This is a genomic window from Streptomyces sp. XD-27, from assembly GCF_030553055.1.
GTDB lineage: Bacteria > Actinomycetota > Actinomycetes > Streptomycetales > Streptomycetaceae > Streptomyces.
Genome location: NZ_CP130713.1, coordinates 1,146,425 through 1,163,264, shown reverse-complemented (window position 1 = coordinate 1,163,264; position 16,840 = coordinate 1,146,425). Strand labels below are relative to the sequence as shown.

Here is a 16,840-nt window from a genome sequence, read left to right as displayed (position 1 = left end):
GGCGTTTGCTGGTGTGGCCGCCGGTCAGGTGGGTGGTTGGATCGACAGGGAGTGGTGGAACACGTTGCCCGGGTCCCAGTGGGCCTTGATCTGTTGGAGGCGTGGGTAGTTGTCCTTGTAGTAGAGGGTGTGCCAGGGCACGCCGGAGGTGTTCCATTTGGGGTCGGCCAGGTCGGTGTCGGGGTAGTTGATGTAGGAGCCGTCGCTGACTTCGCCGGGCACCGGAACGCCGCCGGTGTCGGCGTACACGTCGCGGTAGAAGTCGCGGATCCAGGCCAGATGGGCTGCGTCGTCGGATTCCTCGGTCCAGGTCGTCAGGAAGATGACCTTCATGACCGCGTCGCGTTGGGCGATGGCAGTGGCCTGTGGCGGTACCGCGTTGACCTGGCCGCCGTACCCGGCGAGCATCATGAGGCCGGTCGGGCTGGCGGTGGGGTCGGTCAGGTGCCGGTAGATCGTGGTGAGTTGGGTGTCGGTGTAGGAGCGGCGCAGGTAGCCGGCCTTGTTCTTGAACCGACGGGTGATCGCGTCGCCGGTCTGACCGGTGCCCGGCCAGGTCGTCGGGTGCAGCCACGGCATCGTGCGCCGGGTGTCGGTCGGCATGGTGCCGGTGCCCGCGGTCACCGCGGTCACCAGGTCGTTCACCAGGCCGTCGGCGTTTGGAATGTCGGCATCGACCCACACATTCATCATGAAGCTGCCCGCGCCGCGGTTCATGAGCTGGAGGACCGCGCACAGGGGCGCGTACGGCGAGCCGGGCTGGCTGTTGCGCTCGTGCCAGGTGCCGAAGTTGCGTAGCAGCGTGGTGAACGCCTGCTCGGTCATCTGCTGGTCCCAGGCCCAGACGAGCTGGCAGTCCAGTCGCCGGCGTGGGGCGGGCGGCAGCAGGTGGGAGGGGTCGCTGCCGGTGGCATCCGGCGTGCGCAGCCAGTATCGGGTGACCACGCCGAAGTTCCCGCCCCCACCGCCGGTGTGCGCCCACCACAGGTCGTGATGCGGGTCATCGGGCTCGCGGGTGGCCACCACCGCGCGGGCGGTGCCGTCGGCGTCGGCCACCACCACTTCCACGCCATACAGGTAATCCACTACCGAGCCGTACAGGCGCGAGAGCGGTCCGTACCCGCCACCGGCCAGATGCCCGCCGGCGCCCACCTCCGGGCAAGCGCCTGCCGGGATCGTCACCCCCCACCCCGTGAACAAGGTCCGGCCCACGTGCCCGAGCGTGGCTCCCGGCTGCACCGCGAACGCGCGCCGCTCGGCGTCGTAGCCGACCGCGTCCATCGGTGACAGGTCCAAGAGCATTCCACCCGCGGGGTCGGTGGTGAAGTTCTCAAAACAATGCCCGCCGCTGCGCGGCGCGACCCGCCACCTTGACCGCACCGCATCCGCCACCGCCCGCACCACCTGCCCGGTCGATCCGACCACGCGAATCTCCTCCGGCCGGCCCACGAACCGAAAGTTGTTGCCGCGCTGCAAGCTGTCATACCGAACATCACCCGGCCGGATCGTCACCGGCCCGAACGCGGCCGGCTCCGGCGCGGCGGCGCCGCCGGTCCTCTCGATCACCGACATGCAGCTTCTCCCATCGAAGGAGTGGGCGCCCCACAGATCACTTGTGACCAATGCTCACATACAGGGAGAGAGCCCACTCATTCAGACGGCTCCTGTGAAGCGGGTCAGGTAGCGGGTTCAGCACCGTCGGGACGACAGGATTTGAACCTGCGACCCCTTGCCCCAGAGACTGAAACCCAGTCCACTTCGCGCGGTCAGTCCACAGGGTCCGGAAAACATCCAGGTCAGAGGCTTGCCTGCGGCTGCGGTACGCCGGGTGGGTGACAAATGGGTGACACGTCGGGCCTGGTCTGTGAGGTCACCAGAGAGCCCGGGAAGGTCGGCTGCGGCCAGATGGGCGACCTGGTCGTTGAGGCGCGAAGCGCGTGCCTACTGTGACGGCGTTATGGAGTTCCGTCGAGGTCGGCACGGCGTCGTACTTTGGATTCTTGTGAGACCCTTCTGGCCGCCTAAAAAATGCGCTTCTCGCATTCAACGTCAACACTGGGTCGCAAGAGTGGCATTGTTGGAATCGGCATCCGAAAATTGCCCCGAGAAGGGGGTAAGACGGATTGTGGGAGATTAATCGATCGGAGTCCAGGATGCGTAAATTGTTCACGCGGCGCTGGATCTTTTTTGGGCTCATTGCGGGTGCCGTCGTCTGCTTCATCCTGGAACGCGTGGCATTCAAAAGTGAAGGGCTTTCTCATGACTTGTCGCATGCGGTAGGGGAAGCCCTTTTTGTTGCCTTCATCCTCGGTATTGCTGGGGACTTTTACCTGCGAGACAAATTCGGTGAAGATGTGATGCGACGCGCTGTTCAAGGCGTCATGAATGAGACGCTTGGCTTCCTTCGAGGAGAGCAGCCAGTCGAACTACGTAAAGCTGTTTACGGTTTCGCCGATCAAAGTGTCTACATTAACCGCACGCGCCTGCGCCTTAATTTCTCCTGGGCTGACAGGGGAAAAGTAGTTCGCCTCGATATCTCTGCCAGAGTTACGGGGACGTGCCTTGACGGTACTGGGTACCTTCCGAGGAGAACTCTTTGGGCATTATCTTCCGTTAACGGGTATCACACGAGTTACCTGCATTATTCCCTTCAATGCCCTGCCGCAGGCATCGATGTTGAAGAGTCTGGCGCCGATCTTCTTCCTTTCACCTCGACTTCGCTTCACAGGCTGGGTCTCAATCAGCAGGATCTGCTTACGGCGCACATCCCTCTCGGTGCAAAAATTCCTTTTGGTGAGTCGTTTGAGCACGGTCGCAGCTTCCAAACATTTCTTAATGCTGCTGGATTCATTCCCCTTATGCACTCAGACTTCGCGATTCTCTTCAGGCTTGAGTTGGCCGGTGAGGCCCTGCCTGATCTTGAGATTTCTGTATTTCACCCCGTGAGTGAGTCGGGGGAGCAGGAATGGCATTACGAGGAAGGGGACCCTGTTCCTGTTAGGGAATGGTCTGCTGTGACGCCCGGTCAAGCAACCATTGTCGCCTGGCGTCCCGAGGCGCCCATGGGAGCAGACTTGTAACTTTTCTTACATCTTTCGCAGCTCCTGTCCCTTATGGCCCCTCCTCATGTGACGGCAGAACGGCAACCCGCTACCGGTATCAGTGTGCACATGCCGAGGAACAGCTGAGGTGATCAGACGCCTTGCAGGTCCTGCCGCCGCTGTCGCGGTGATCGCATGACCACCGAGCTGAGCGGCGTCGACCTCGCGCGCCAGGCCCTGCTCGCCGCCCGGGAGGCGGCCAAGAAGAACGGCGCCACCCGCAAGGAGAAGCCGAAGCGGCGCGGCGGCACGGTCGTACGCCGCGACGGCCGCGAACCGCTCGGGCTCGGCAGCGCGATCAGCATGATGATGGGTCCTCGATCCCCATCTGCTCGGCCAGGTGCTCCACCACCGGCCACGGCACATTCAGCGGGTCCTCGCCCAGAAACAGGCCCACGTACCGCACCGTGCACATCTGGAGCGCGAACCCGAGCTGGTGATGCTGCGTACGCCGCAGCGCTAGATACTGGCTGTTCCGCTGGTCCCCAACGCCGGACCTCGCCGCTGGCCACGTCCAGGGCGGTCATCAGGGAAGCGGTGCCGTGGCGGCCGTATCCGAACTCCTGCCGCACAGCCTGCCCAGGGTGGGCGGGCCGCCCCGGATAGCGCCGGGAGCGGGCCTGGATCGCGGTCTTTTCGTCGATGGACAGCACGACACTGCCGTTGGGCGGGTCGCGGTACAGATCGCAGATGTCCTTGATCCGGTCCCAGAGGTCCGGGGTGTCGCGGCAGGTGAGCCAGCCGCGGACCTTGTGCGGTTGAGATCCAGCCCGGCAAGGATCCGTCCGACCTGGGAAGCGGAGATCGGCGCGAAGACAGTGTTGGCGATCTGGGCGGCGACGGTCCTGTGCGACCAGGTCGCCTCCGGGTGGGGCGCGGTGATGGTTGCCGTGGCCACCACCGCCACTCGCACCGCGGGCCCGGTAGGTGCGGGGCCTGCCCGAACGCCGTGTGTCACGCCCGCACTCACTGGCCTCAGCTGGCCGGGGTGACGGTCCGCTACCGGACCGGATTCGCCTACGTGGTCGGCGAGTTGAAGGACGGGGAGGCGCTTCCCTTGTGCCGCCTTCGCTTCACCGGCGCCCTGCATACCTGGGGCTTCGCCTTCTACCTTGCCAGCCGTGGCGGCTACGAGGGCAATGTCCTGCCCACCGGCCTGCCGACAGGCTCTCCCGAAGAGGCCCTGGACTGCGCTTGCGACCTCTACCTCGCCAACCCCACCACCTGATCACTGGGACTGCCCACTGAGGGCGACAGTCTTCAATGCTTCAGTTGGCGAGCCGCACCCGCCGCCGCATGAGCGGCCTCACCATGCCCGGGCAGGGTGAGGCCAACACCCCGTCGCTGCTCACCTGGAGGGTTCCATGCCGCTACTCGTCTCACCGGTGCGGCTGACCGTGTTCAGCCTGCGCCTCAGGTGGGTCCGTTCGGGTTCGGTGCCGGCCAGGTCGAGCGCTTCCCGGTAGGCCGCGGCTGCCTCGGGCAGTCGGCCGAGCCGGTGCAGCAGGTCCGCCCGGGCGGCCGGGTAGGGGTGGTAGCGGCGCAGTGGCGGCTCGTCGGCCAGCTCGTCGAGCAGCGCCAGGCCCGCCTGCGGGCCGTCGCGCATCGCCACCGCCACCGCCCGGTTCAGCGCGACGACGGGGGACGGAGTGAGCACGAGCAACACGTCGTAGAGGGCTACGATCTGTGGCCAGTCGGTGGACGCAAGGTCGACGGCCTCGTCATGGAGGGCGGCGATGGCGGCCTGCACACCGTACGGGCCGGGCGGTCCGCCAGTCAGCGCGGAGACCACCAAGCCGCGCCCCTCCTCGATCATCGTGCGGTCCCAGCGGCCGCGATCCTGGTCCTCGAGCAACACGAGCTCGCTGTCCGGACCGGTCCGGGCCTCGCGTCGCGCGTGGATCAGCAGCATGAGCCCGAGCAGGCCGGTGACCTCCCGCTCGGCGGGCATCAACCGGCGCAGTATCCGCGCCAGCCGGACGGCCTCCTCCGCGAGATCGAGCCGCTGCAACTGCGGGCCCGAGCTGGCCGCGTACCCCTCGGTGAAGATCGCATAGATGACCTGGAGCACCCCGGGCAGGCGCTCCGGCAGCTCATCGGCGCCGGGCACGCGAAACGGGATACGAGCCTCGCGAATCTTCTTCTTCGCCCGCACGATCCGCTGCGCCATCGTCGCGGCAGGGACGAGAAAAGCCCGCGCCACCTCGGGCGTCGTCAGCCCGGCCAGGCAGCGCAGGGTCAGCGCCGTGCGGTCCTCGGCCGCGAGGGCGGGGTGGGCGCAGGTGAAGAACATCTGCAACCGCTCGTCGGGCAAGCCGCCGTCGGCGTTCACGGTCGGGACGGGGTTGGCCCGGTCCGCCTCCACCTGCAGGACGGCGAGGCGGGCCGCGTATGCCTGGTCCCGCCGCAGGCGGTCGACGGCCTTGCGTCGCGCAGTGGTCAGCAGCCAGGCCCCGGGCCTGGCCGGAACACCCTCGGCCGGCCAGTGCACCAGTGACGCCTCGACGGCCTCGGAGGCGGCCTCCTCGGCCAGGTCGAGATCGCCGAAGCGGCGGACGAGGGAGGCCAGCAGCCGACCACGCTCCTCACGGAACACCCACTCCACGGACGCCTGGACAGACAACTGGTGGGATGACTCGATGGGCATGTCGGTTCCGGTATCTCCCTCGCCCTCCACTGTCAGGCCCCGAACTCGGCGATCGGACGCACTACGACCGTCCCGCTGCCGCGCGCGCCGGGACAGCGGGCAGCCCAGTCGAGCGCGACATCCAGGTCCGGCACGTCGATCACATAGAAGCCGCCGAGAACCTCGCGCGTCTCGGCGAACGGCCCGTCCATGACGGTCCGCTTGCCGTCCTGGCCGACCCGAACCGTCGTGGCGGTGACCAGGTCGGCCAGCGACTCCCCGGAAACCCAGATCCCCGCGTCCTTCACTTCCTTGTCATAGATCATCCAGTCCTCGACGCTGCACTCGGCGGCCGCGCCATTCTCGTCGATCGCACCAGCGTTGATCAGCAGCATGTACTTCATGGTCCGACTCCTGTCAGGCTCTGTTGATTCCTCGCGCGGCGGGTCGCCGTACATCATGACGACGAACGGGACGCGGTCGGATCGACACCTCCCCGAACAATTTCTCCGGGCCGAGCTCGGCAGCCATGTCCCTCGTTGCTTCCAGAAAGCCACTTGTCACTTGGCGGCAGCATCGGGATGTCGCACAGCACGCAGCACAACGCCGGTTGAGACGCTCAACCACAATCACCCCTCCACGAACTTCTGCGGCGCAGCACTAATAGTGCTTTGTCGGGTGTCGCTGACCTGCGACGATACGGCGGGGTCAGGTAGTGGGGTCTGCTCGGCGACCGCGCCGTTCGCCGCAGGTCGCAGGCGTGCCCCGAGGCCGTCGATCGCCGGGTTCACGGTCAACGGCCCGGACCCGACAAAGCACTACCAGGGTCTGCCGTCAAGTGATGCCCGAATCTTGACACCTTCCTGAAGCCAACCCGGCGCCCATCCGTCGGCGACAGCTTCGGCATGCCATCCGAAACGCCCGGGAACTGGGCACGCTCGCTCGCGCGCGAATGAGCAGAATCTCCGGTACGCCGACACCCGTGGTTGGCACTTGACGACTGCGCTCTGCAGCGCCGTATAGAGCTTGACGGAGGGAGGCGCGGGTCTGCGGGACTCTTAAAGTGGCGCAAAAGAGGAGAATCGGCGCGCGGCCGGGAGTCAAGGGGTCGCAGGTTCAAATCCTGTCGTCCCGACGGTGTTAACGCAGGCCAGGGGCCTGACTCCGAGAAGGAGTCAGGCCCCTGGCTCGTGTTCAGGGCTCCTTGGGAGAGTTCTGGGAGAAGATCTTGGAACTACGTTCCGGCGTATCGCTCGCGCTCCCGCAGAAGCCGCTCCAGCACCGGCACTGCCGAGGTCCGGTACATCGCCAGCCGCGCGTCCAGCGCCTCCTCCCACATCCGGGTGAGCCCCTCGATGAGACGGCGCCGCATCGCCGGCGTGATGTGGGAGTAGCGCGCCGAGACCGAGCCGTCGGTGTGTCCCATGCGCTCGTCCATGAGCACCTTCTCCGTGCCCAGTTCCTCCATGAGCGCCTTGTGGGTGTGCCGTAGGCCGTGCCGGGTCAGCCCGTGCCGGATCGGTACCCAGCACGCCTCCGCGCGGCCTTCGGCGTTCCGGCCGCGCACCGGCATGCCGGGCCACGGACCGGCGGAGACCGGCACGGGCCGTCGCGGGTATGGCGACTTGGGTGGGTACCAGCCCGTCGCGGCGGGTTCGAAGATCCACGTGGCGAATCCGGACCGCCGCCAATGCGCTCCCTCTCCGGTCGTCCCCGTGCGGCGTACGAAGCCCAGCTCGGCGATCGCCTTCTCCACTCGCTCCCGCGTCGCGTCGGCCACGCACCCGGGCCGGTTCAGGACGTTGGACACCGTGCCCGTGGACACTCCGGCGAGCGCCGCCACGACCGCGCCCGCGTCGGCGGGCTGCGGGACTCGAAGAGGGCGACGGCCACCCGCCAACTGTGCGCTGCCAGGGCTGCGGCCGAACGTGGCGAGAGGCCGAAGCAGCTTGAAGGACGCGAGGCTGACCTTCGACCACCACCCGTACCAGTAGTTGGCGCCTCTCTCCTGCCCCCGCCGCGTTCGCTTCCACCATCGCGGCGGGGGAAGAAGGCGTCCCGCTGAGTGGTGTAGCCGGTCGTGGTCCGGGAACACGCGGGTGACGATGGCCTCCGTCGCCCAGGTGATCCGCTACTGGATGACCTCGTAGATCTCCTTGTAGCCGGATACCGCGTTGCTGTTCAACGTATCGATCAGTGATTGGGCGTTCTCATCTGGATTCACGAAGAACGCTCGCTCCATGGTGAAGTACTGGTCGAGGCTGTCGAATTCCCATTGGCAGACGACCGTATCCATGGGACCGGCATAATCGACGTAGATTCGCCGGTTCGCGTACCCGGCCTCTTCAAACACCTTGGTGAGGGTCTTGAACGCCGCCACGATCTCCGGCGCCTTCCCGCGTTCAGCTTGGTAGACCTCGCGCATCATGTACATGACGTGATCCTGCTTTCCTGCTCGAGCAGTAATCGACTGGCCAAGCGCTATTTTTCATGCTAAGTCACCAAAATGCCGCCCGCATGCCGAGCGAGGTCCGGCTATCCGGGGTAATGGCCGGTGCGCGTCGGGTGGCTCCGGCGTGTAACTCGGCTGCCGAAGTCAGGTGCGCTGTGTCCTGTGGACGCACCCCCACGCATCGACGGTGAAGAAGAGCGTGTTTCTCTCGCGCAGTGGTCCCAATGATCAACCAGACGGTGCCCCCACAGGCCGAATGTGAACACTGTCGGCAGCAGGTGGAGTACATGGTTCGGCCGGTGTCCGAACACCAATGCCGCTTGCGTCGCCGTCCGCTCCTCGACCCGCCAGCCATACAGCACGTACTCCGCGACCGCGTTATCGAGAGCGGACGTCCGCTCGGCAGCATCCGCAGGTTTGGCGTTTGGGGGAAGCGGCGAGAGGGGCTGCCCCCACCGTTGCCACGGCAGGTTCATGTTCTTCGCGCTTCAACCACCCATTGTCGCCCATAGCCGCAGAATCACCTCCCCGCGCATCCATACCTCCACAGTGCCACCCAGCCGGCTTAACGGTGCTGCTTGACATTGAACCTTCAATCTCGTGGCGCTCTTATGCACTGCTCCGAGTGCGTGGATCAGCGGCCGGGGGATCGTGGTTCCTACCTCTGCTTCCGCGCTCCGCCGGGCGCTGTAGTCCAGGAGACAGTCGATGCGTCGTGTGCTTGCGCTTGCTGTATTGCTTGCCGCTGCGGTGGCCGCCTGCTCTGAGGATGAGAAGGTCACCGAAACGCCAGCGAGTAGTCCGTCCGAACACAAGACGAGTGGTACGGCGCGGAAGAGTCCAACGCCGACTCCTTCGCCGTCTCGCCCATCCGCTGCCACAGTGGGTGACACTCTCAACCTGACCGGCATCGAAGAAGGAGAAAAGCTTGCCGTTACCGTGGTCAAGGTAGTCGATCCAGCCGGCGCCAAGGATCAATTCTCCAGCCCTGAAGCGGGGATGCGGTTCGTGGCAGTTCAGTTCCGGCTGAAGAACACTGGATCTAAGGTGTACAGCAACACACCGGAAAATGGAGCAAAGGTGGTGGATGTCCAGGGCCAGCAGTTCGACTCGACGTTGACTGAAACAACCGCCGGCCCGAACTTCGCTGGAAGCACTACTATCGCCCTGGGTGACACTGCACTGGGGTTCATCGTCTTCGAGGTTCCGGCCGCTTCAAAGGTCGCCAAGATTCAATTCGCAATGAACAGTGGATTCTCCAATAACACTGGCCAGTGGAGTGTTCCGTGACGTCGAGAGTGCCGTTGCGTCATGTCCTGATGAGGAAGCGACGTAGTCACCGCCAGGCCAGTAGCCCGGCGTAGTTGCAAAGCCGCCGATCATGCCCCATCATAAGTCGCAGATCCGGCGTGCCCGGAAACAGATGCCCAAGGCCCCGCCACCACCTGGCCGGGGCTTTTCGCATGCCTCAACACAACCGTTGGCCGATCTCCAGCACCTCCGAGAGGCTCACCCGCAGCCCACTGCCCAACTCCGGGTCCTCCGCCCAGACCGGTTCCACCGACGGGAATCCAACCTTCTTAGCCGTACCGTTCAGGGCGTACTCCGTGCCGTCCACCATGAACGTCACGGCACCTTCACGACACCTCAAACCACCCTGATCCACGGTGAATGGCCATACCTTCACATCCCCTGCCGTCAGCCAGACCCTGTCCTTGATGGCCCCCTCGGGAGGCACCCCCGCCTGTGCACTGGCCGACGGTGACGGAGGCGGAGCAGTCGACGAATCGTCCTTGCTCTCACCACTACTGCACCCGACGACCATGACGGCTCCGGCCACCGCTAACAGGCCCAGGCCCCCGACACGCATGCCACGTCTGATCCGCTCTGCCATGCGGCACCCCCTCCGATGAGGGACACACCGTACGGGGAGGTGGCACCACATGCCCAGACGCGCAGGTTGGCGCATCTGCTCCACGCCCGGATGCCCCGAATACGCCGCCCGAGGCGGCCGCTGCTCAGACTGTCGACGCGCCGCCGAACGACGCCGAGGCAGTGAGCCTTTTCAGCGCTGCCGCTCCAGGGTGGGGACGGCGGCGGAGACTGACGACATTCGATTCGGGCTGCATCGTGCCCTGCGGAAGATTCGCCACGACTTGAGCCGTGCGACGCCGCGCTCGACCGGTGCCCGTGCCGCGGACAGCGCGCGGTTGACGGTTTGCTGGGTTGGCGTGAGGTCGCGGCCCGGCGGGCGTCTGAGGGGTGTCGTCACCCAGGCCCGGTGCACGGTCAGCAAGTAGGCTGATCACCGCGTTGGTGTAGGCGTGAGCGGTGCCCACCGAGATACCGAAGCCGACGGCGATCTGGGCGAGCGTGTCGTGCTTGCGCAGGTACATCAGGCCGACGAGCGCACGCTGGTGCGGCGGGAGTTTGCATCGTCGGTCACCCTCGCGGGTGACGATGAGCATGGTGACCCACTCGACCAGGGCATGGGCAGGTCGAGTGCGGCAGAATAGGGAACCAACGCGGCTCCTGTGCCTGTGGGTTGAGATTTCGAACACCTCCCCCAACGGCACGGGAGCCTCGTGCGTTGCGTATCCCGTCGGCGTCACCCGATTGGCGGCCGTGCTGAAAAGGCTCATTGACTACACCAGGGCCAGATCGGTTGTTGTAGGAACCTACGAAGCATCGGTCTTGCGCCACCCACATTTCATGTCTTCGGCGCCTGGCTGATTCCCTTCGGACGGCTGTGTACTGCTCGGGCAATCCCGAACGACGAAGAACTGGGAACGCCTTGCTAAAGACGCTGCCCGATGAACACATTGAGATCGCCTGGCCCGACCTCGGCATCACCGTCGCTGCGGAACTCGATGGCCGAAACCTGGCGGACGCGCTGTGGGAGCCCCCCGGCGCCCTGACCGAACCCATGCCCGTCACCCTCGTCGGGCAGATCTGCGAGGAAGACATGCGGGCCCGCTGGAGGCCTGGCGTGCCATCTGGGATGCCGTCCAACGCGGCGTCGGCGAGCCGCCCACCATCTCCGCCACCCCCACCGTCGTCAACGCCACCTGCAACGCCACCGGCCTGAACCTCACCCACACCCCGGTCTCCCCGGAACACATCTACCGCGTCTGACCGGACCCCCTGTTCGTGCGGGTGCCACCGTCTCCTCGACGGCACCCGCACCCCACTCCACCCCACCGTATTCGACAAGGAGCAACCGTGACCGTGAGCACCGCGACCATCGTCCAGGACGAGCAGGCATGGATGCAGCAGGCCATCGCCGTCGCCACCGACAGCGCGAACAGCGGAGGCGGTCCCTTCGGCGCCCTGATCGTCAAGGACGGCACAGTCATCGCGACCGCACACAACCAGGTCACCGCGACGAACGACCCGTCCGCGCACGCCGAAGTCAACGCGATACGCGCCGCCTGTACGGCACTGGGCACCTTCGTCCTCGAAGGCTGCACCCTGATCACCTCGTGCGAGCCGTGCCCGATGTGCCTGTCCACCGCCCTGTGGGCGCGCGTCGACCGGCTCGTGTTCTCCGCCGACCGCAACGACGCCGCGGCGGCTGGCTTCGACGACCGCAAGTTCTACGACCTGTTCGAGAAGAGGCCCCAAGAAGCGTGGCCCATGCAGGTCGTCCACCTGGACTTGCCCACCCGCACCGCGCCGTTCGACGCGTGGCTCGCGAAGTCCGACCGCGTCGACTACTGACAGTCGACTACTGACAAGAGCGGGAACCCGTGCCGATCCAGGGTCAACACACGCTGTACCACTCCACGGTCATCGAAGCCGACCCGGACACAGGACGGGCCGTTCCTCGGTCAGGGGACGGCGTCCCCGATTGACCGAGCGGTCCCGGATCTCGAGGTGCCGGATCGCCAGCATCAACCGCCGGACGCCGCGGCGACGGGGAAGCGGTGGCGTAACGGCCACGTCTCGTCCGGCCGGAACGTCGGGGCGCCACCCAACACAGCGGTGGCGCCCCGCCCGGCCCTTCGAGCCATCTGCGCGAGTCCGACCGGATCCACATCGCCGACCGGCTGCGCGAGGGCGCCACCGTCCGTGCGATCGTCGCCGAGCTGGGCCGCAGCCCCTCCACCGTCTGCCGCGAGATCCGCCGCCACCGGTACCCGGTCCATGGCCAGTACCGGACGTATGCGGCCCAGGCCCGCGCCGACGCCCGCCGGCCCCGTCCCAGTTTGGGAATATCGGACAGAACCCCGCTCTGAGGGACTTCATCCAGGACTACCTCGACATACGGCGGATCCCGGAGCGGATCTGCAGGCTCTGCGGACCCAATTCCCCTAGCGGCCGGAGATGCACCTGGTGCCGGCCGGCCAGGACACCGTGCGCGCGACCACCCGGCGGTGGCTCCCAGCCTCGAGTCCGATCGGCTCTCAAGAGACCGAGATGATCTCTTGACCCCGGTGACGCCAGCCACTACGTTGCGGTGAACGTCGACCCATAGCTACCGAGAGGAGGCGACCAGCGGATGTACACCAGCTCTGATCTCGGTCGCCTCGCCCAGTGCACGGTCTGGGTTCCGGGTCGGATCGCGCACGGCTGCTGAGCACGCCGTTCTGATGTGCCCGTCCGTGGCACATTCCGGGTTTCCCGTCACCACCTCTCGGCACGTCGCTGTCGCGCGCTGTTGTGCGCCCGCTCCTCTCACAGGGCGTGTCTGAACACAGAAAGCTGCCTGACATTGGCGAACACAATGAATCGACCGATCGCGCACCGAAACGAAGGCCTGTCATGGTAGCGGCGCGGATCACGGTCAACGGGGAAGAAGCACCGATTTCACCGGCTGCGCCGCACACCACAGTGCTGGATTTTCTGCGCGAGCGTGGGCTCACCGGCACGAAGGAGGGCTGCGCCGAGGGTGAGTGCGGCGCCTGTTCGGTTCTGGTGGCCCGTCCCGGGGTGAACAAGCCCACCGACTGGGTGGCAGTCAACGCCTGTCTGGTCCCGGTCGCGGCGCTCGACGGTCAGGAGATCATCACCTCCGAGGGTCTCGCCACCGCCGGCGAACCGGGCATGCCGCCCACCCTGCACCCGGTGCAGGAGGAGATGGCGGTCCGCGGCGGCTCCCAGTGCGGCTACTGCACGCCGGGTTTCGTCTGCAGCATGGCCGCCGAGTACTACCGGCCCGACCGATGCGCGCACGCGGACCTGGCCGACGGCGCGGACTCGGCCGAAAGCGTCGACGCCGAGCACGGTCCGAACGGTTTCGATCTGCACGCGCTGAGCGGAAACCTGTGCCGCTGCACCGGCTACCGCCCGATTCGCGATGCCGCGTTCGCCGTTGGTACGCCCACCGATGAGGACCCGCTCGCGCAGCGTCGCGAGCAGTCCCCGCCCGCACCGGTTGCCACCGAATACGCCCAGGACGACAGCGCGTTCCTGCGGAAGAGCACCCTGGCCGAGACGCTGGAACTGCTGCGCGAGCGGCCCGGCGCGGTGGTGGTCGCCGGTTCCACCGACTGGGGCGTGGAGGTGAATATCCGTTCCCGTCGGGCGGATTGTGTGGTCGCCGTCGACCGGCTTCCCGAATTGCGGGAGCTGCGAGTCGAATCCGATCACATCGAGATCGGTGCGGCGCTGACGCTCACCGAGATCGAGCGTCGCCTCGACGGTGACGTCCCGCTGCTTGCGGAGCTGTTCCCGCAGTTCGCGTCGCGGCTCATCCGCAACGGTGCGACTCTCGGCGGCAACCTGGGTACCGGCTCCCCCATCGGTGACAGCCCGCCGGTGCTGCTCGCGCTGGAGGCGTCCCTGGTCCTGGCGGACGCCGATGGTGAGCGCGAGGTCCCGCTGGCGGACTACTTCACCGGCTACCGGCAGAGCGTGCGCCGTCCTGGTGAGCTGATCCGCGCGGTGCGCATCCCGCTGCCGCTGTCGCCGACCGTGGCCTTTCACAAGATCGCCAAGCGGCGCTTCGACGACATCTCCAGCGTGGCCGTCGCTTTCGCGCTCGGCATCGAGGACGGGATCGTCCGTAAGGCACGCATCGGCCTGGGCGGCGTGGCCGCCACCCCGATCCGCGCCCTCGCCACCGAGGCGGCTCTGGAGGGCAAGCCGTGGTCGGCGGAGACGGTCGGGGCCGCGGCGCGGGTGCTGCGGGGTGAGGGCACGCCGATGGACGATCATCGCGCCAGCTCTCTCTACCGCTCCGCGATGCTCGGCCAGAGCCTGCTGAAGCTGCACGCCCAGACCACCGAGGCGGTGTCGTCATGAGTCATCTGTCCGAGCGCCCCGAGAAGCCTGTCGTCGGCGTTTCGATGCCGCACGAAAGCGCCTTCCAGCACGTCACCGGCACCGCGCTCTACACCGACGACCTTGTGCATCGCACCAAGGACGTGCTGCACGCGTACCCGGTCCAGGTCATGCAGGCCCGCGGCCGGATCACCACGCTGCGGACCGAGCCCGCGCTCGCTGTGCCCGGTGTGGTCCGCGTGCTGACCGGTGCCGACGTGCCCGGCGTCAACGACGCCGGGATGAAGCACGACGAGCCGCTGTTCCCCGACGAGGTCATGTTCTACGGCCACGCGGTCGCCTGGGTGCTCGGCGAGACCCTGGAGGCGGCCCGGCTCGGTGCGGCGGCCGTCGAGGTGGAGCTCGACGAGCAGCCCGCGCTGATCACGCTGCAGGACGCGATGGCGGCGGAGAGCTACCACGGCGCCAGGCCGCTGATGGAGACCGGCGACATCGACGCCGGCTTCGCCGACTCCGCGCATGTGTTCACCGGCGAGTTCCAGTTCGCCGGTCAGGAGCACTTCTACCTGGAGACCCACGCGTCCCTCGCCCAGGTCGACGAGAACGGGCAGGTGTTCATCCAGAGCAGCACCCAGCACCCGTCGGAGACCCAGGAGATCGTCTCCCACGTGCTCGGTGTGCCTGCTCACGAGGTGACCGTGCAGTGCCTGCGGATGGGCGGCGGCTTCGGCGGCAAGGAAATGCAGCCGCACGGGTTCGCGGCCGTCGCCGCGCTCGGCGCCAAGCTGACCGGCCGCCCGGTCCGGTTCCGGCTCAACCGGACGCAGGACCTGACGATGTCCGGCAAGCGGCACGGGTTCCACGCCTCGTGGAAGATCGGCTTCGACGCCGACGGCCGCATCCAGGCCCTCGACGCCACGCTGACCGCGGACGGCGGCTGGAGCCTGGACCTGTCCGAGCCGGTCCTCGCTCGGGCGCTGTGCCACATCGACAACACGTACTGGATCCCCAACGCGCGTGTCGCCGGTCGTGTCGCCAAGACCAACACGGTCTCCAACACCGCCTTCCGCGGCTTCGGCGGACCCCAGGGCATGCTGGTGATCGAGGACATCCTGGGCCGCGTCGCGCCGCAGCTCGGCCTCGACCCCATGGAGCTGCGCGAGCGTAACTTCTACCAGCCGGATCAGGGCCAGACGACGCCGTACGGGCAGCCGGTCACCCAGGCCGACCGGATCTCCACCGTCTGGCGGCAGGTCCAGGAGAACGCCGGCATCGCCGACCGCAAGCGCGAGATCGCCGCGTTCAACGCCGCGCACCCGCACGCCAAGCGGGCGCTCGCGATCACCGGCATCAAGTTCGGTATCTCGTTCAACCTCACCGCCTTCAACCAGGGCGGCGCGCTGGTGCTGATCTACAAGGACGGATCGGTCCTGATCAACCACGGCGGCACCGAGATGGGCCAGGGCCTGCACACCAAGATGATCCAGGTGGCCGCGACCACCCTGGGCATCCCGCTGCACAAGGTCCGCCTCGCCCCGACGCGTACCGACAAGGTACCCAACACCTCGGCGACCGCGGCCAGTTCGGGCGCGGACCTCAACGGTGGGGCCATCAAGAACGCCTGCGAGCAGCTGCGCGAGCGGCTGCTGCAGGTGGCCGCCTCCCAGCTGGGAGCGAACGCCTCCGACGTACGCATCGTCGAGGGCGTCGCGCGCGCCCTGGGCAGCGACAAGGAGCTGGCCTGGGACGACCTGGTGCACACCGCGTACTTCCAGCGGGTGCAGCTGTCGGCGTCCGGCTTCTACCGGACCGAGGGGCTGCACTGGGACGCCAAGGCGTTCCGGGGCTCGCCGTTCAAGTACTTCGCCTACGGTGCCGCCGCGACCGAGGTGGAGGTCGACGGCTTCACCGGTGCGTACCGGATCCGGCGCGTGGACATCGTGCATGACGTCGGCGAGAGCCTCTCCCCGATGATTGACATCGGTCAGGTCGAGGGCGGCTTCGTGCAGGGCGCGGGCTGGCTGACGCTGGAGGACCTGCGCTGGGACACCAGCGACGGGCCGAACCGCGGACGGCTGCAGACCCAGGCGGCGAGCACGTACAAGCTGCCGAGCTTCTCCGAGATGCCGGAGGAGTTCAACGTCACGCTGCTGGAGAACGCCACTGAGGAGGGCGCGGTCTACGGCTCCAAGGCCGTGGGTGAGCCTCCGCTGATGCTGGCGTTCTCGGTGCGAGAAGCGTTGCGGCAGGCCGCCGCCGCGTTCGGGCCGAGTGGGGTCAGCGTCGACCTGGCCTCGCCCGCGACGCCGGAGGCGGTGTACTGGGCGATCCAGGCGGCTCGCCAGAGCGACGCCTCCAAGAACGGTCACGCCCTCAACGGATCTGCCGTCAACGGCGAGGTCCGGGCCGCCACAGCAGCGTTGAGCGGTGCCTGAC

Annotated in this window: 13 protein-coding genes and 3 pseudogenes; 7 read left to right on the top strand and 9 right to left on the bottom strand. The window is 66.9% G+C overall.

Annotated elements, in window-relative coordinates:
* Nucleotides 1–24: 24 nt before the first annotated feature.
* Complete coding sequence (locus tag Q3Y56_RS04925) at nucleotides 25–1,425, bottom strand: FAD-binding oxidoreductase (RefSeq protein ID WP_304460746.1); 1,401 nt, start codon at nucleotides 1,423–1,425, stop codon at nucleotides 25–27.
* Between the two features lie 728 nt (nucleotides 1,426–2,153).
* Here Q3Y56_RS04925 and Q3Y56_RS04920 point away from each other — a divergent pair.
* Entirely contained in the window at nucleotides 2,154–3,080 is a 927-nt protein-coding gene (locus Q3Y56_RS04920) for a hypothetical protein (protein WP_304460745.1), read from the top strand.
* A gap of 113 nt (nucleotides 3,081–3,193) precedes the next feature.
* Here Q3Y56_RS04920 and Q3Y56_RS04915 read toward each other — a convergent pair whose 3' ends face one another.
* Together Q3Y56_RS04915 and Q3Y56_RS04910 are read right to left on the bottom strand one after the other, a co-directional pair.
* Nucleotides 3,194–3,406, bottom strand: a complete 213-nt coding sequence (locus Q3Y56_RS04915; RefSeq protein WP_304460744.1) for a hypothetical protein — start codon at nucleotides 3,404–3,406, stop codon at nucleotides 3,194–3,196.
* Nucleotides 3,403–3,564: pseudogene (locus Q3Y56_RS04910) on the bottom strand (DUF4158 domain-containing protein); the annotation flags it as partial. The gene Q3Y56_RS04915 and the pseudogene Q3Y56_RS04910, both read right to left, overlap by 4 nt.
* 525 nt (nucleotides 3,565–4,089) lie before the next feature.
* Between Q3Y56_RS04910 and Q3Y56_RS04905 the strand changes: the two are divergent.
* Nucleotides 4,090–4,329, top strand: a complete 240-nt coding sequence (locus Q3Y56_RS04905; RefSeq protein WP_304460742.1) for a hypothetical protein — start codon at nucleotides 4,090–4,092, stop codon at nucleotides 4,327–4,329.
* A gap of 120 nt (nucleotides 4,330–4,449) precedes the next feature.
* Here Q3Y56_RS04905 and Q3Y56_RS04900 read toward each other — a convergent pair whose 3' ends face one another.
* From Q3Y56_RS04900 to Q3Y56_RS04885, 4 genes and pseudogenes are all read right to left on the bottom strand, one after another.
* A complete protein-coding gene (locus tag Q3Y56_RS04900; RefSeq protein ID WP_304460741.1) occupies nucleotides 4,450–5,748 on the bottom strand; it encodes an RNA polymerase sigma factor in 1,299 nt (432 codons plus the stop codon).
* 32 nt (nucleotides 5,749–5,780) lie between these two features.
* Nucleotides 5,781–6,131: a YciI family protein gene (locus Q3Y56_RS04895; RefSeq protein ID WP_304460740.1), complete on the bottom strand. Its 351-nt coding sequence runs from the start codon at nucleotides 6,129–6,131 to the stop codon at nucleotides 5,781–5,783.
* An 830-nt stretch (nucleotides 6,132–6,961) separates the two neighbouring features.
* Nucleotides 6,962–7,570: pseudogene (locus Q3Y56_RS04890) on the bottom strand (LacI family DNA-binding transcriptional regulator); the annotation flags it as partial.
* 288 nt (nucleotides 7,571–7,858) lie between these two features.
* On the bottom strand, nucleotides 7,859–8,161 hold the full coding sequence (locus Q3Y56_RS04885; protein WP_304460739.1) for a hypothetical protein: 303 nt from the start codon (nucleotides 8,159–8,161) through the stop codon (nucleotides 7,859–7,861).
* 900 nt (nucleotides 8,162–9,061) lie between these two features.
* Between Q3Y56_RS04885 and Q3Y56_RS04880 the strand changes: the two genes are divergently transcribed.
* Nucleotides 9,062–9,469: a DUF4352 domain-containing protein gene (locus tag Q3Y56_RS04880; RefSeq protein ID WP_304460738.1), complete on the top strand. Its 408-nt coding sequence runs from the start codon at nucleotides 9,062–9,064 to the stop codon at nucleotides 9,467–9,469.
* 178 nt (nucleotides 9,470–9,647) lie between these two features.
* Here the strand turns inward: Q3Y56_RS04880 and Q3Y56_RS04875 are convergent, their stop codons facing one another.
* Together Q3Y56_RS04875 and Q3Y56_RS04870 are read right to left on the bottom strand one after the other, a co-directional pair.
* Nucleotides 9,648–10,004, bottom strand: a complete 357-nt coding sequence (locus tag Q3Y56_RS04875) for a DUF2511 domain-containing protein (protein ID WP_304465471.1) — start codon at nucleotides 10,002–10,004, stop codon at nucleotides 9,648–9,650.
* A gap of 240 nt (nucleotides 10,005–10,244) precedes the next feature.
* A pseudogene (locus Q3Y56_RS04870) lies at nucleotides 10,245–10,703 on the bottom strand (transposase family protein).
* A 698-nt stretch (nucleotides 10,704–11,401) separates the two neighbouring features.
* Between Q3Y56_RS04870 and Q3Y56_RS04865 the strand changes: the two are divergent.
* The 4 genes from Q3Y56_RS04865 to xdhB all read left to right on the top strand — a co-directional run bounded on the left by Q3Y56_RS04865 (nucleotide 11,402) and on the right by xdhB (nucleotide 16,839).
* Nucleotides 11,402–11,899 (top strand): nucleoside deaminase, encoded by a 498-nt coding sequence (locus Q3Y56_RS04865; RefSeq protein ID WP_304460737.1) that lies wholly within the window; start codon nucleotides 11,402–11,404, stop codon nucleotides 11,897–11,899.
* Nucleotides 11,900–12,192: 293 nt separating this feature from the next.
* The gene (locus Q3Y56_RS04860; RefSeq protein WP_369696844.1) at nucleotides 12,193–12,417 is read left to right on the top strand and encodes a helix-turn-helix domain-containing protein; all 225 of its coding nucleotides are present in this window, start codon (nucleotides 12,193–12,195) and stop codon (nucleotides 12,415–12,417) included.
* Between the two features lie 526 nt (nucleotides 12,418–12,943).
* Nucleotides 12,944–14,425, top strand: coding sequence for a xanthine dehydrogenase small subunit (locus Q3Y56_RS04855; RefSeq protein WP_304465469.1), 1,482 nt, complete (start codon nucleotides 12,944–12,946; stop codon nucleotides 14,423–14,425).
* A complete protein-coding gene (xdhB, locus tag Q3Y56_RS04850; protein WP_304460736.1) occupies nucleotides 14,422–16,839 on the top strand; it encodes a xanthine dehydrogenase molybdopterin binding subunit in 2,418 nt (805 codons plus the stop codon). Before Q3Y56_RS04855 ends, xdhB begins: the two co-directional genes overlap by 4 nt.
* Nucleotide 16,840 lies beyond the last annotated feature (1 nt).